20 protein-coding genes and 1 pseudogene are annotated in these 13,750 nt (G+C 37.6%); 16 read left to right on the top strand and 5 right to left on the bottom strand.

Going from position 1 to position 13,750, the window contains the following annotated elements; translation table 11 throughout:
- The first annotated feature begins 6 nt into the window (after positions 1–6).
- From H8711_RS10265 to H8711_RS10220, 10 genes are all read left to right on the top strand, one after another.
- Complete coding sequence (locus tag H8711_RS10265; RefSeq protein WP_003062215.1) at positions 7–918, top strand: conjugal transfer protein; 912 nt, start codon at positions 7–9, stop codon at positions 916–918.
- Between the two features lie 144 nt (positions 919–1,062).
- A complete protein-coding gene (locus tag H8711_RS10260; RefSeq protein WP_003061887.1) occupies positions 1,063–1,377 on the top strand; it encodes a DUF6442 family protein in 315 nt (104 codons plus the stop codon).
- A 1-nt stretch (position 1,378) separates the two neighbouring features.
- Positions 1,379–1,588, top strand: a complete 210-nt coding sequence (locus H8711_RS10255; RefSeq protein WP_007286202.1) for a helix-turn-helix transcriptional regulator — start codon at positions 1,379–1,381, stop codon at positions 1,586–1,588.
- Between the two features lie 14 nt (positions 1,589–1,602).
- Positions 1,603–1,932, top strand: a complete 330-nt coding sequence (locus H8711_RS10250) for a DUF3784 domain-containing protein (protein WP_003061243.1) — start codon at positions 1,603–1,605, stop codon at positions 1,930–1,932.
- A 15-nt stretch (positions 1,933–1,947) separates the two neighbouring features.
- Positions 1,948–2,178: a hypothetical protein gene (locus H8711_RS10245; protein ID WP_003060191.1), complete on the top strand. Its 231-nt coding sequence runs from the start codon at positions 1,948–1,950 to the stop codon at positions 2,176–2,178.
- Between the two features lie 166 nt (positions 2,179–2,344).
- Positions 2,345–3,115, top strand: coding sequence for an ABC transporter ATP-binding protein (locus H8711_RS10240; protein ID WP_003061398.1), 771 nt, complete (start codon positions 2,345–2,347; stop codon positions 3,113–3,115).
- Positions 3,105–3,947, top strand: a complete 843-nt coding sequence (locus tag H8711_RS10235) for an FtsX-like permease family protein (protein WP_003060411.1) — start codon at positions 3,105–3,107, stop codon at positions 3,945–3,947. Before H8711_RS10240 ends, H8711_RS10235 begins: the two co-directional genes overlap by 11 nt.
- Positions 3,948–3,967: 20 nt before the next feature.
- Complete coding sequence (locus H8711_RS10230; protein WP_001814874.1) at positions 3,968–4,051, top strand: 23S rRNA methyltransferase attenuation leader peptide; 84 nt, start codon at positions 3,968–3,970, stop codon at positions 4,049–4,051.
- 124 nt (positions 4,052–4,175) lie between these two features.
- Positions 4,176–4,913 carry a 23S rRNA (adenine(2058)-N(6))-methyltransferase Erm(B) gene (erm(B), locus tag H8711_RS10225; protein ID WP_001038795.1) on the top strand — a complete coding sequence of 246 codons (738 nt, stop codon included), beginning with the start codon at positions 4,176–4,178 and terminating at the stop codon, positions 4,911–4,913.
- A 145-nt stretch (positions 4,914–5,058) separates the two neighbouring features.
- Positions 5,059–5,349, top strand: a complete 291-nt coding sequence (locus H8711_RS10220; protein ID WP_139625495.1) for a topoisomerase C-terminal repeat-containing protein — start codon at positions 5,059–5,061, stop codon at positions 5,347–5,349.
- A 75-nt stretch (positions 5,350–5,424) separates the two neighbouring features.
- Here H8711_RS10220 and ltrA read toward each other — a convergent pair whose 3' ends face one another.
- Complete coding sequence (ltrA, locus tag H8711_RS10215) at positions 5,425–6,690, bottom strand: group II intron reverse transcriptase/maturase (protein ID WP_346728204.1); 1,266 nt, start codon at positions 6,688–6,690, stop codon at positions 5,425–5,427.
- Positions 6,691–7,494: 804 nt separating this feature from the next.
- Here ltrA and H8711_RS10210 point away from each other — a divergent pair.
- The 4 genes from H8711_RS10210 to H8711_RS10195 all read left to right on the top strand — a co-directional run bounded on the left by H8711_RS10210 (position 7,495) and on the right by H8711_RS10195 (position 10,017).
- Entirely contained in the window at positions 7,495–7,914 is a 420-nt protein-coding gene (locus tag H8711_RS10210; RefSeq protein ID WP_003061815.1) for an RNA polymerase sigma factor, read from the top strand.
- A 3-nt stretch (positions 7,915–7,917) separates the two neighbouring features.
- A complete protein-coding gene (locus H8711_RS10205; protein ID WP_002322727.1) occupies positions 7,918–8,172 on the top strand; it encodes a helix-turn-helix domain-containing protein in 255 nt (84 codons plus the stop codon).
- A gap of 373 nt (positions 8,173–8,545) precedes the next feature.
- The gene (locus H8711_RS10200; RefSeq protein ID WP_002322728.1) at positions 8,546–8,749 is read left to right on the top strand and encodes an excisionase; all 204 of its coding nucleotides are present in this window, start codon (positions 8,546–8,548) and stop codon (positions 8,747–8,749) included.
- Between the two features lie 77 nt (positions 8,750–8,826).
- Positions 8,827–10,017 carry a site-specific integrase gene (locus tag H8711_RS10195; RefSeq protein ID WP_003062094.1) on the top strand — a complete coding sequence of 397 codons (1,191 nt, stop codon included), beginning with the start codon at positions 8,827–8,829 and terminating at the stop codon, positions 10,015–10,017.
- Between the two features lie 162 nt (positions 10,018–10,179).
- Here H8711_RS10195 and H8711_RS10190 read toward each other — a convergent pair whose 3' ends face one another.
- The 4 genes from H8711_RS10190 to H8711_RS10175 are packed head-to-tail and all read right to left on the bottom strand — an operon-like array spanning position 10,180 to position 12,785.
- Positions 10,180–11,430 (bottom strand): DUF6179 domain-containing protein, encoded by a 1,251-nt coding sequence (locus H8711_RS10190; protein WP_249283369.1) that lies wholly within the window; start codon positions 11,428–11,430, stop codon positions 10,180–10,182.
- Between the two features lies 1 nt (position 11,431).
- Positions 11,432–11,905 carry a DUF6323 family protein gene (locus H8711_RS10185; protein WP_249283368.1) on the bottom strand — a complete coding sequence of 158 codons (474 nt, stop codon included), beginning with the start codon at positions 11,903–11,905 and terminating at the stop codon, positions 11,432–11,434.
- Between the two features lie 47 nt (positions 11,906–11,952).
- Entirely contained in the window at positions 11,953–12,141 is a 189-nt protein-coding gene (locus H8711_RS10180) for a cysteine-rich KTR domain-containing protein (RefSeq protein WP_249283391.1), read from the bottom strand.
- Positions 12,141–12,785, bottom strand: a complete 645-nt coding sequence (locus tag H8711_RS10175) for a TetR/AcrR family transcriptional regulator (RefSeq protein ID WP_249283367.1) — start codon at positions 12,783–12,785, stop codon at positions 12,141–12,143. The genes H8711_RS10180 and H8711_RS10175 overlap by 1 nt, the downstream gene beginning before the upstream one ends.
- 284 nt (positions 12,786–13,069) lie before the next feature.
- Between H8711_RS10175 and H8711_RS10170 the strand changes: the two genes are divergently transcribed.
- Complete coding sequence (locus H8711_RS10170; RefSeq protein ID WP_249283366.1) at positions 13,070–13,327, top strand: transposon-encoded TnpW family protein; 258 nt, start codon at positions 13,070–13,072, stop codon at positions 13,325–13,327.
- A 4-nt stretch (positions 13,328–13,331) separates the two neighbouring features.
- Positions 13,332–13,589 (top strand): annotated as a pseudogene (locus H8711_RS10165) (recombinase family protein); the annotation flags it as partial.
- Positions 13,590–13,750 lie beyond the last annotated feature (161 nt).

Genomic DNA, 13,750 nt, shown 5'->3' with positions numbered 1-13,750 from the left:
AAAAATATGTTTAAGAAGAATAAGAAACAGACAGAAACTATCAAAGAACCAAAAGAAAAAAAGGTGCGTACTGTCAAGGTAGGCACACATAAGAAAACCGTGATTGCGTTGTGGGTGGTGCTTGTCGCAAGCGTGAGCTTTGGGGTGTATAAGAATTTTACGGCTATCGACCAGCACACCACCCATGAAAAAGAAATCATTGAACTTTGCTTGCAGGACACCAACGGGATAGAAAATTTCGTGAAAAACTTTGCGAAGTCCTATTACACATGGGATAACAGCAAAGAAGCTATCGAAGCAAGGACGCAGGCAATCAGCGGTTATCTGACAAAGGAATTGCAGGACTTAAATGTAGACACCATTAGAACCGATATACCGACCAGCTCCACGGTTACAGATGTGATTGTATGGCATATCGAGCAATCGGGAGCGGACACTTTTTCTGCTACCTACGAAGTAGATCAGCAGATAAAAGAGGGAGAACAGACAAGCAATGTGAAAGCAACCTATACTGTAAAAGTCTATGTGGACGCAGACGGGGATATGGTAATCGTTCAAAACCCTACCCTTGCACCAGCAGTTGAAAAATCAGACTATGAGCCTAAGACACCAGAAGCAGACGCAAGCGTGGACGCTGATACGGTAAATGACGCTACCGCTTTTCTGGAAACATTCTTTAAGCTGTACCCAACAGCGACGGAAAAAGAGCTTGCTTACTATGTATTGGGAAATGTGATTGAACCTATCGGCAGGGACTACCTTTATTCTGAACTGGTAAACCCTATCTTTATAAAGGACGGCGACAATGTGAAAGTCAAGGTTGCGGTAAAATTCATTGATAATCAGACAAAAGCGACGCAGGTATCGCAGTATGAGCTTGTGCTACATAAGGATAGTAACTGGAAGATTGTAGGATAAATGATATAGCGTGCATTTCCTATCAGATTTGCACGCTTTTACAAAACGACAAGAAAACTGTGCAAAAATATTGACTTGTAATGACCGAATGCTATAATATAAATGACAAGTGTACTTGGTATTATTTGAAGGGAGCGTTATATAATGGATAAAGAAAAAATACTATCACAAAACAAAAAAGAGAATCTATATCTTGATGAATACGAAAAACATATTAAACTTCAAGGGAAATCTTTTGGCTTAATGTTTGTTTTATTTATCTGCATTTTAATTCTTTTCATTAAAGCAGTTTGTAAAGAACCTTACTATGACATAATGACAATTATTGGGTCTGTGGCATTTGGCTCTATGGGTTATGAAGCACATATTTCAAAAAATAAATCCAAATTTGTTATTGCTTTATTCTTTTTTCTATTTATGGGGTATTACTTTTATAAATTTTTAATGGTAGGTTTATAGAATGGACGAACATTTAATTTTGCGAAACAGATTAAAAACTGTACGAAAAGAAAAAAAATTATCACAAACAGAATTAGCTGAACTAGTCGGGGTTTCTCGGAATACAGTTAGTTCTATTGAAACTGGACAATTTAATCCAACAGCAAAATTGGCATTAGTGCTTTGTATAGCTTTAGATAAAAAATTTGAAGAATTATTTTATTTTGATTAAAGGAGAGAACGATTATGGAATTAGAGGAATTGATTGTTGAAATAGTTATAGGATTGTTTTTACTTTTTACATCTTATCAAATAGGTATAAAAGAGAATATTACTTTATTACATGGTTATCATTATACACAACTTGACCCTAAAGATAAAAAGGTGTTTACAAAAAAAATAGGAATAGGCACTTTACTGGTTAGTATTGGTATTCTTGTTATGCCGATTATCAATTTAATCTCTCATTCTGAATTAGGCTATTACATAGGTCTTATTTTGATTGTTGTAGGAGTGTTTTATATCATATTCATCATTGTAAAATACAATGGAAAACTTATTAGCTTTAAAAAGTAGAATTGAGGTATGAATATGATAGGACTGAACAAAAGAGATATAAAAAAGGCATTGAAAGCTGGTGCAAAAGCTGGCGGTGTATCATTGGCTGATGTTCGGGCGGATATTGAAGCTACGATTGATGAAGCTATGAATAGCACCGACCCAGAGGTGCAGGCAAATTTCAAAAAGTATTTTGGGAATAAACGCCCTACACCAGAAGAATATATTTATATCATTACGAAAAAGACAAAGGCAAAATTATAATAAAAGGGTCGTGGAAATGCTTCACAAAATTGTGATCTGCATTATCACGGCTCTTTTACTCTCTGTTTACTTTCAAAACTGTAAGTGTAATTGAATACTGCCCTTGCTATAATTTAATTGTATTCCAAAACAAATAAATGTGGCAGGAAGAAAGGAGCGATTTTTAATGGAACACATTTTAAATTTAGAGCAAGTAAAAAAATACTACGGGGGTAACTCTGGAAATATCACAAAGGCAGTAGACGGTATTTCTATGTATGTAGATAAGGGCGAATTTGTCGCAATCATGGGAGCTAGTGGTTCTGGAAAGACTACCCTATTAAACTGTATCTCTACGATTGATACTGTAACCAGCGGACACATTACAGTCAATAATCAAGATATTACCAAAATCAAGGATAAAGATTTTGCTGATTTCAGACGTGAAAATTTAGGGTTCATTTTTCAAGATTTCAACCTTTTAGATACTTTAACGATTGGAGAAAACATTTCTTTATCATTGGTTATCAACAAACAGAACCCTACTGATATTGAGAAAAGAGTTCATGCTATCGCCGATAAATTGGGTATTCGTGATATTTTATCGAAATTTCCTTATGAAGTTTCTGGCGGACAAAAACAGCGTTGTGCTTGTGCTAGAGCCTTAATCAATGAACCGAAACTGATTTTAGCTGATGAACCGACGGGAGCTTTGGACTCAAAAGCTTCCAGATTATTACTGGAAACAATGTCTGAAATCAACAAGAAAATGCAGGCTACTATTTTAATGGTAACACATGACCCGTTTAGTGCGTCTTTCTGTGAACGTATTTTGTTCTTGAAAGACGGTAAAATATTCAATGAAATTTTCAGAGGGGAAAAAAGCAGAAAAGATTTCTTCAATGAAATACTGGATATATTAACCTTGCTCGGAGGTGAAGTGGGAAATGTTAGGTAAGTTAGCGTATAGAAATACAAAAAGAAATATTAAAGATTATTTGATTTATCTGATAACCGTTACTGCATCCTTTTCTCTTATATTTGCTTTTAATTTGGTGGCAAATTCTGATGAAATTGTAAAGTTATGTTCCAGTATGGATGCATTTAAGAATTCATTGTTCGCTGTAAATATTCTTATTATTTTTGTGATATGCTTTTTGATCAACTATACAACGAAATTTATGTTTGAAAAAAGAAGTAAAGAATTAGGAACATATATGCTTCTTGGCATTAAGAAAAAAGAAATTGCCCACTTAGTTGTAATTGAAAATATACTGTTGGGAATTTTAGCATTTGTATTAGCTATTCCTATTGGCTTTTTATTCAGCCAGTTTGTGTCGTTAGTAATTGTAAACTTACTGGGTATTCCAAAAACTCTCTTTATTTCTTTGAATTTCGTTTCTATTGGACTATTGATAATTTATTTTTTAACTATTTATGTTTTGGTTTTGCTTAATCTATTAAGAAGAATAAGTAAAATGACGATACGTGATTTTCTTTATTTTGACAAACAAAATGAAAAGAAAATGTTCCGTGACAGTAAAAAAAGAAATGTCATTTTTGTTTTAAGTATTATTCTTGGTGCGATTTCTCTTTTTCTCTGGAATTCACGTTGTACTATGGATAATTTTAATAAGCAAGAAACACTTACTTATTTGATGGTAAGCGTAATCATGTTGATTATCAGCATTTATGGTATATCTACAACTTGTGCAGATATGTTCTTGACTGTTATCTTAAAATTTTGTATAATAGGAATTGAAGTTAAATTAGATGCTAAAAATTTGTAATTAAGAAGGAGGGATTCGTCATGTTGGTATTCCAAATGCGTAATGTAGATAAAACATCTACTGTTTTGAAACAGACTAAAAACAGTGATTACGCAGATAAATAAATACGTTAGATTAATTCCTACCAGTGACTAATCTTATGACTTTTTAAACAGATAACTAAAATTACAAACAAATCGTTTAACTTCTGTATTTATTTACAGATGTAATCACTTCAGGAGTGATTACATGAACAAAAATATAAAATATTCTCAAAACTTTTTAACGAGTGAAAAAGTACTCAACCAAATAATAAAACAATTGAATTTAAAAGAAACCGATACCGTTTACGAAATTGGAACAGGTAAAGGGCATTTAACGACGAAACTGGCTAAAATAAGTAAACAGGTAACGTCTATTGAATTAGACAGTCATCTATTCAACTTATCGTCAGAAAAATTAAAACTGAATACTCGTGTCACTTTAATTCACCAAGATATTCTACAGTTTCAATTCCCTAACAAACAGAGGTATAAAATTGTTGGGAATATTCCTTACCATTTAAGCACACAAATTATTAAAAAAGTGGTTTTTGAAAGCCGTGCGTCTGACATCTATCTGATTGTTGAAGAAGGATTCTACAAGCGTACCTTGGATATTCACCGAACACTAGGGTTGCTCTTGCACACTCAAGTCTCGATTCAGCAATTGCTTAAGCTGCCAGCGGAATGCTTTCATCCTAAACCAAAAGTAAACAGTGTCTTAATAAAACTTACCCGCCATACCACAGATGTTCCAGATAAATATTGGAAGCTATATACGTACTTTGTTTCAAAATGGGTCAATCGAGAATATCGTCAACTGTTTACTAAAAATCAGTTTCATCAAGCAATGAAACACGCCAAAGTAAACAATTTAAGTACCATTACTTATGAGCAAGTATTGTCTATTTTTAATAGTTATCTATTATTTAACGGGAGGAAATAATTCTATGAGTCGCTTTTTTAAATTTGGAAAGTTACACGTTACTAAAGGGAATGGAGATAAATTATTAGATATACTACTGACAGCTTCCAAGAAGCTAAAGAGGTCCCTAGCGCCTACGGGGAATTTGTATCGATAAGGGGTACAAATTCCCACTAAGCGCTCGGGACCCCTTGTAGGAAAATGTCCTAAGTGTGGCAACAATATTGTATTAAAAAAATCGTTTTATGGTTGTTCAAATTATCCTGAATGTAAGTTTACTTTAGCTGAACATTTTAGAAAGAAAAAACTAACCAAAACGAATGTAAAAGAATTACTGGAGGGAAAAGAAACCCTGGTAAAAGGAATCAAAAACAAAGAGAAAAAGCCCTACAATGCCGTTGTAAAAATTGGGGAAAAGGGATATATTGATTTTATCTCTTTTTCAAAAATCGAGTAGGAGGGAAATTTAACTAAATTTCCCGACCTCTCACACCACCGTGCTTACCGTTCGGTACACGGCGGTTCAATCAACTTAACAAGTAACACACCTTTCGGTGTAGTAATCTAACATTGAGACTAATCCAAATGAGGTTAGTCTCTTTATACTTATAGCCTTTTGTATCCATCCATTGTGGGCAAGTCTTGCATATCTGTCTCCGCAATACGCTATTTTAAATGCTGCCCATCTTGGTACATCAAGCTTCATAAGGTTCTTTGCTCTGTTTTGTGGAGTTTTCCAATGTTTCCAAATGCACATACGAAGTCTGTATCTGATGCTACCATCTAGTTCTCGACAAAGTGTTTTCATACTTCCAATTCTAAAGTAATTTATCCAACCTCTGATGAGTTGATTTAATTTCTCCACCTTGTAGCTGTTGCTAACGCCCCAGCTACGGCATGTGAGTTCTTTCATTCTTTTCTTAAACTTCGCTACTGATTTTGCATGTGGTTTTGCCTTAAACTGATGTGCTCTTGTGTCAAAGTAGAACCCAAACCCAAGGTATTTAAGTCCGCTTGGTCTGTCTACTTTACTCTTTGTCATGTTGACCTTGAGACCTAGTTTCTCCTCAATAAATCGAGATATGTTTCTCATTACCCGATTTGCAGACATTTCACTTCCAACCATGATAATACAGTCATCTGCATATCGCACAAAGTTAAGCCCTCGCTTTTCCATTTCCTTATCAAGTTCATTGAGCATGATGTTTGCCAATAACGGCGAAAGATTTCCTCCTTGCGGTGTTCCCACAATAGAATCCTCATATTCATCGTCAATCATGATTCCGCTGACAAGGTATTTCCTTATGATAGAGATAACATCTCCATCTTTTATAGTTCTGCCTATGATAGTCATAAGCTTGTCATGGTTTACCGTGTCAAAGAACTTTTCCAAGTCAATGTCTACAATCCAATCGTTACCATCATTCATCATGTCAAGTGCTGTTAGGATTGCTTGCTGTGCACATCTATTCGGTCTGAATCCATAACTATGTTCATGGAATTGTTCCTCGTAGATTGGTGTTAATACCTGTGCAATGGCTTGCTGTATGAATCTGTCTGTTACTGTTGGTACTCCTAGGTTTCTGACACCGCCATCAGGCTTTGGTATCTCCACTCTTCGTACTGGTTGAGGTTTATACTTTCTTGTCCTCAACTGTTCCTTGATGATTTCGCCGTTCTTTTCAAGATGTTCTTTGAGTTCCGTGTACTTCATTCCGTCCACTCCCTCTGCACCTTTATTTCGTACGACTTGCAGATATGCTCTGTTGAGATTACCGCTAGATAAAATCTGCTCCATTAGACTACTTGTGTCCATGCGTTCTTTCCTTTCCGTCTCGCTTGATTTGACCATCTTTTACCCGATTGGTTACGGCAGATGTTGCCATTTCTGCAATACGAGACATACTCAAACTTATTGATTGTTCGCCCCTTTGCTCCATTTCCATTACAGAAACTTCTTCACTACTATGGGCTCGGCTGACTTCTCACAGTTCGTTGTTACTAGGCTAATGGAACCTCTGTGAGACCTCCACGCTTAAGGTGCACGCTCTTTCTCTCCATATATCCGCCACATTTACTCTGCTACTACAAAAGTGATAGTTATTAGACTTCGTTGCTTTTAGCCAACTTATCTCTCATAGCCTAGCCTTATATGTGATTTCTGTCCGTCGGACCAGAGATTTGCTTACAGCTTCCTTCAGATTCCATCTCACGATGGACACCCTTGTTGTTCAGCTATACACTTCCCACTATCTGGGCGTGTTCGGGACTTTCACCCGTTAGAGCGCGCCCATGGCGCGCAAACTAAACATAAAAGCCCTTTAAAGAGGGCTTTTATATATTAATCACAAATCACTTATCACAAATCACAAGTGATTAATCACAAATCACTTGTGATTTGTGATTCTTAATGATACAATATTACTATGTTTTAGCTTTAAAGGCTCGTACAGACTATATGTTTTGTGCGGGCTTTTTTCATACCCGAAAAAATTTAAAAAATTTTTCAAAAGAGGTCATTAAATCACACCTAGCTGTCCTTATATGGTGCGGAAAGAGGGATAAACACTTTTCAAATCATAAAGGAAAGGAGGTGAGATTGATGAAACCGTCTGACTTCCAGAAAACAGTTCAATGTCGTTTTGAAAGTTGTTTAAAGAAAGTTGTCCGTAGTGTCGTGAAAGATTATTACAAGGAATTAAACCGTCGTAAGAATAAAGAAATATCTTTCAGCGAATTGCCAGATGTCCTTGTTGATAAAATGGCTGTTTGGGACGACTACGAAACAGATTATACAATCTTTTCAGTATGTGGCATTGATATTCGTGTCCTTGATGATGAATTGGCAGAAGCCTTGAAGAAACTTCCAGAAAGAAAACGCAATACTCTGTTGATGTATTACTTCTTGGAAATGACAGAAAGTGAAATTGCCAACTTGCAGAAAATCACGCAAAGCGGTGTATTTAGAAACCGACATCACGCTTTGGAAACTATGAAAAAAATACTCAAGGAGGAACATTAGAAAATGAAACAGTTATTTAAGAAACCGTCTTATTACTTGATTTCATCAGCTATGGACGGAAACGAAAAAGCGATTGAAAAATTACTGGCATTTTATGACCCTTACATATCAAAGTGCTGTTTGCGTTCACTTTATGATGAATACGGCAATGTTTATATCGTTGTAGATATGGAATTAAAAGGACGTATCAGAGAAGCACTTATCAAAATGATTTTAGGTTTTGATATTGAAGATATGGACTTAGAACCAGAAGAATAAGCAGTTTTTAGCGGAGCATGATTTAATATCCCCCTCTTTCCTGCTCTGCCACCTGCTTTTATATGAAAGCAACACGCTTTCACCACAGCTCTTTGACAACTGAATAAAGCAGACAGATACGTTTGTGAGATGGCGAGCCACGGGGACTGTACGCCACGACCTTTTCAAAAGAAAGCGAGCGACCCACGCAGTGATCCGAGAGCGACTGTTGGAAAAGTTGTTTTGCCACGACCTATCCTCACAGAATAATGATACGTCCGCATGGTGCGGTTCTGCCCACAAGAATGGGAATAGTTGAGATACTAATGGAGCTTTCCAAAGCCGTCTGCCTGCTTGTAAAAAACGACACACAGTAAAGGGGGGTGCATAGATTATGAACAATACTGATGTGCCTATTTGGGAAAAATATACGCTGACGGTTGAAGAAGCGTCCAAATACTTCCGCATTGGCGAAAAGAAATTGCGTAAATTAGCCGAAGAAAATCTTGACGCTGGCTGGGTTATCGTGAACGGCAACCGTATTCAGATTAAGCGAAAACAATTTGAAAAAATCATAGATACATTGGACGAAATCTAATGTCATTGAGCCGTAGATATGGTATAATAAATATAGCGTATCACGGCTCGTTCCATGACGGAAAGGAGCTTTACACTATGTCTAATGTAAAACGAAAAGACAGTAAAAATCGCAATTTGCGTAATGGAGAGAGCCAGCGAAAAGACGGAAGATACGTTTATAAATATACCGATATATACGGAAAGCCACAATTTATCTATTCTTGGAAACTTGTACCGACAGACAAGACACCTGCTGGAAAGCGTGATGATATATCGTTGAGGGAAAAAGAAACACAGATTAAAAAAGACCTTAACGACGGTATCGATACAGCAGGCGGTAAAATGACAGTCTGCCAGCTCTACGACAAGAAGAACAGCCAAAGAAAGAACATCAAGAGGGCTACTGAAAAAGGACGACAGTATCTTATGAACGCTCTGAAAAATGACCCATTGGGTATGAGGGCGATTGATACTGTTAAGCAGTCGGACGCTAAAGAATGGGCTATCAGAATGAGCGAAAAAGGATACGCCTATAAAACGATTGATAACTACAAGCGTTCCTTGAAAGCGTCATTTTACATGGCGATACAAGACGACTGTATCAGAAAGAACCCGTTTGAATTTAAGCTAAGTGATGTTCTGGAAGATGATACGGAGCAGAAAGTTATCCTTACACCAGAGCAGGAAGAACGCCTGCTTGCCTTTATGGAAAAGGATAAGATTTACAGCAAGTATTATGATGAGGTTGTGCTTCTGCTGGAAACGGGACTTCGTATTTCTGAATTTTGCGGACTAACGACGCATATTGATATGCAGAACAGAATACTCAATATAGACCACCAGTTATTGAAAGACAGCGAAATCGGCTACTATATTGAAACGCCAAAGACCAAAAACGGAAAACGAGAACTTCCATTGACAGAACGGGCTTATCAAGCAATCCAAAGAATACTAAAGAACAGAGGAAAGGCACAACCGTTGATTGTAGGTGGTTATAGCAATTTCCTATTCTTGAACCGTGAGGGCTTACCTAAAGTTGCAGGAAACTATGAGGGCATGGTGCGAGGACTAATTAAGAAGTATAACAAGTATCACACGGACAAGTTACCGAACATCACACCACATTCATTCCGACATACTTACTGTACGAATATGGCAAACAGAGGAATGAACCCAAACACCCTGCAATATCTTATGGGACACGCTAACATAACCATGACACTTGGCTATTATGCACACGGTACATTTCAATCTGCAAAAGCAGAACTGGAAAGACTGGCTTGTTAATATCGGAGCTTATATTTACTACTCATTTACTACTTTTGGTTGCATTTTCATGCTGGTAAATGCCAGCTTATGCAAGGTATCTTCCAAAAAGAAAATACCGATAAAGCCCTAAAATACGGGATATATCGGCATTTACCAACTTATGAAAAGATAATCAGAAATTTAGTAAGTTTTTCTATCTAAAAAATCATCATTTGGATATTGTGATAGCAACATTGCAAATACTGGTAAAGGAAACCTATTGATTAAAAGGTCAAATTCATCTGCGTAAAGTTCCGTATCAGACAATATATCCAGTAAATCGGCAAGGGAGTGTACCTCATCCAAAATAAGTGCTATTTTTTCTTCGCTGCTGTCTGTCTGCAAAATCCTTTCAACTAATTTTTGATATGCGTTATCGTTCATTCTATCGCCATAGGAAAGGATAATTTGAGGTTCCTGCTCCGGGTAGGTGGGTATCAAAAACACCTTATCAAGCGTTTCCATCTTTACCGCATTTAGAATTGTAGCGGTTAGCTTTGGTATGCACAAAGACGCATACTGTATGGAAATCTGTGGTAAGTCGATTTTTTCATTTAGGCAGAAAAGAGCTTTTTTTAGGCAACTTTGTACTTCTTTTTCCGATTGACCGGAAAACAGCCGATACAAAAAGGAAATATCGTGTTCAGTTAAATCAAGCCGTTTCGGGTTCCGCTCTTGTATCATAAGCCCAAGTGCGGATAGCAGCACTGGCTCGAAAATGTTTAGCGGAACGCTGCGGTAATCCTGTGTAAGCCCACATAACAAATGGTGTATATCCTGCGGCGCAAAGCACACGCAAAATGCGTTTTCCGCTTGAATACAGCGCAAGTATTTTTCGATAAACTCGATCCCCTCTAATTCTGGCCTCCCTAAAAAAATGGGATAGTCAGCCGTTATGTGTATCTCATGGGCGGCAAACTGCGGGCGGTATAATTTGAAAAATCCATTGACACCGTCGGCTACGGTAGAACGGTAATAAACATTTGGCGTATCAAGAAGATGATCTAAAATCCTTTTTTGCAAATGGCGGGAAACAGCCATTTTTCGGCGTACAAGTTTCAGACCATTTTCAAAAAGCAATTTCAACGGTTCCGATTTCAGTACATCTACTGCCTGTTCTGGCGTTTGATATGACTTTAATTGTATGCCAATCACAAACAGGATAGAGGTCATTATATCCTGCGCTTTCTCTGTGGGAATAGAGCTGCTTTCGCCCTTGCTCCACTTATCTGTCTGCTCGGCAAGTATTAAGAGTAAGTCCGTCTGAACTGCGGATAACTCTTTTTCCGACAGCAAACCACAATAGCAGGCTTGCTCTATGAGAGATTGAAAGTAGTATTTCGAGTTTAACATTTCTTCTTTAATCGGGTGAAGTATGTCAAGTGCTTCCATTTCAATCCTCCTTGAATGTTTTTATCGTTTTGCCACAATGAATATGCTCGGACAATCGGAGTGCTTCACCTGCAAGCAATTCCAATGAACCATGACAGCGATTGTTAAAGGCGTTTTTCATAAACTCAATAACGTCATCATCTGAAATGGTGTCCCATGTGTTATTCTTCAAGTCATAGAATAAGCTAATCAATTCATGCAAAGTATCTTCATAGGTGTCTTTGTCAACATAAGGCGAATTACAAAAGGCTAAAATCAGTTTGTCAACAATGCCCCCGTTCAATTCGATACGCTTATTTTCTTTCAATGCGTTTGTGCGTGTTTGTACTAACGCCAATGCCTGTTGTTCGGTTAAAACCAAACCGTATTTCTTGATTTCTTCATTACAGGCAAGTATCTTATCTGTCGCCTGCCGTTCCATAAGAGAACTGTTGATTGCGACAAGTGAAAAATCTGAATTGTAATTATTCATCATATCCCTCGCTTCCCTAAAAAACAGGCAGAGCCGATAATCAAATAGATTTATCGGCTCTGCGTCTGTGCGTCTGGCTCTTTTATAAGGCTCATATTTAATTGTTTCACATTGATTAGCGTTACTTTCTTGCACTTCGGACAGAAAAGAGGATAGTTTATCAAAACCGTATCTTCCCGAACTTGATTACGGGTTTTCCCTCCACATATAGGACATATTAGCCAACTGCTTTTTTTCATCAAATCCGCACCTCCAAAATAGAGTTGATTAGTTGCTTAAAACCATAATCTAAAAGCTCATTCTCAGAGATAGAAAACTGTTTTGATATGAATTGTCCTTTTGTCTGCGCAAGCGTAAGAAACGAAGTAATGCTTGACCACAAAATATAAACGGTCAGCATAGGGATTATATCTTGCCGCACAATACCTTTTTCTTTTCCATCTTCAATAAATGCGGCAAGAATGGTGTTGATTTCTGTTCCTAACAATAGAATGTGCTTAACCGTATCAGAAAGGTTTTCAAAATCAAAATTAGCCGTATTTGCACGATTTACATTGTCGGCTGAATGAGAATATTCGCATTGATATTTGCTCATTGCCATACAGATCGCTTTGTATTCTGTTATAAAATCCTCATTGAGATTGATTGCACTTTCAATGTCCTTTTTTAATTCGATCAACCCCTTTTCGACGATATGGTACAAAATATCATCTTTGCTTTCGTAATAGGCATAAATAGTACGCCGACTGTATTCAGACGCTTTTGAAATATCATCTATTGTTGTTTGCGAAAACCCCTTTTCTGAAAAGAGTTTTTCAGCAGCCTTCAAAATCTGTTCTCTGTGCAATGCCGCAACTGCTTCTTTCTTATTTTCTCTGCCCATGTAAGTAACTCCAATTCTATATAGTATACTATAAATATAACCATATTTTAAAGAGATTTGCAATAGACTTCTGTGAGAATAATAATTTAGAATTGCAGCGCAAATACGCTGCAATTCTTTGCTTCATAGGTAAAGAAACACGCAACAAACGGCCCTGTTCCAGCGGGATATGGAGTGAGAGGAAGGAAAGGGTTTGGGATATTCCCAACAAGCGAAAAAGGGCAAACGGGTACTCGTTTGCTGTGCTTGCTCCCTGCTCAATATCAAGGAAAGGACGGAAAGGAATGGAACAGAAGCGAAAAGAGGAAAGCGGCGGTTTTCTTCCCAAACGGGGCAATCCATTAAGCGAAACTGTCTGCTACAAAATCGGCGGCACGATCTACGAGGTGGAAACCTCCTGCGGCGGCTCTGAACCGCTTTACAGCAAAATGAAACGGCTCATAAAAGCAGAAACCGGCAAAACGCCTGCTGACAAGGAAAAGAAAGAGCGTTATAATGACGGTAGCAACCTGTTTGTCGGGCGTTCATTACAGGAGGAATGAACACATGACGAATACAATTTATCCCGACAACATCACCGCTTTATACGCCCGGTTAAGCCAAGAGGACGCGCTCGACGGGGAGAGCAATTCCATAGCCAATCAAAAGAAAATCCTTTTGAAGTACGCCACAGACAACGGCTTTTCCAATCCGACGTTTTTCATTGATGATGGGGTGTCTGGGGTAACGTTCGACAGGCCCGGTTGGAATGAAATGATACGCCTTGTAGAGAGCGGAAAGGTCAAGACGGTTATCGTCAAAGATTATTGTGCGATAATAGGACTAAATCAGAAAGACCTTGAAAATCAAGGCATTCTGGCTTAGTCCCTTCTTTTTTTGACCGAAAACAAAGGACTTTCACAATAATCAAGCAAGCCGGAGGGTGCTGCTGCACACTTCCGGCAGAAGGAGGATATAGTGGGTGC

It is taken from the genome of Ligaoa zhengdingensis, from assembly GCF_014384885.1.
Classification (GTDB): Bacteria; Bacillota; Clostridia; order Oscillospirales; family Ruminococcaceae; genus Ligaoa; species Ligaoa zhengdingensis.
This window is presented reverse-complemented; position numbering and strand designations above follow the sequence as displayed.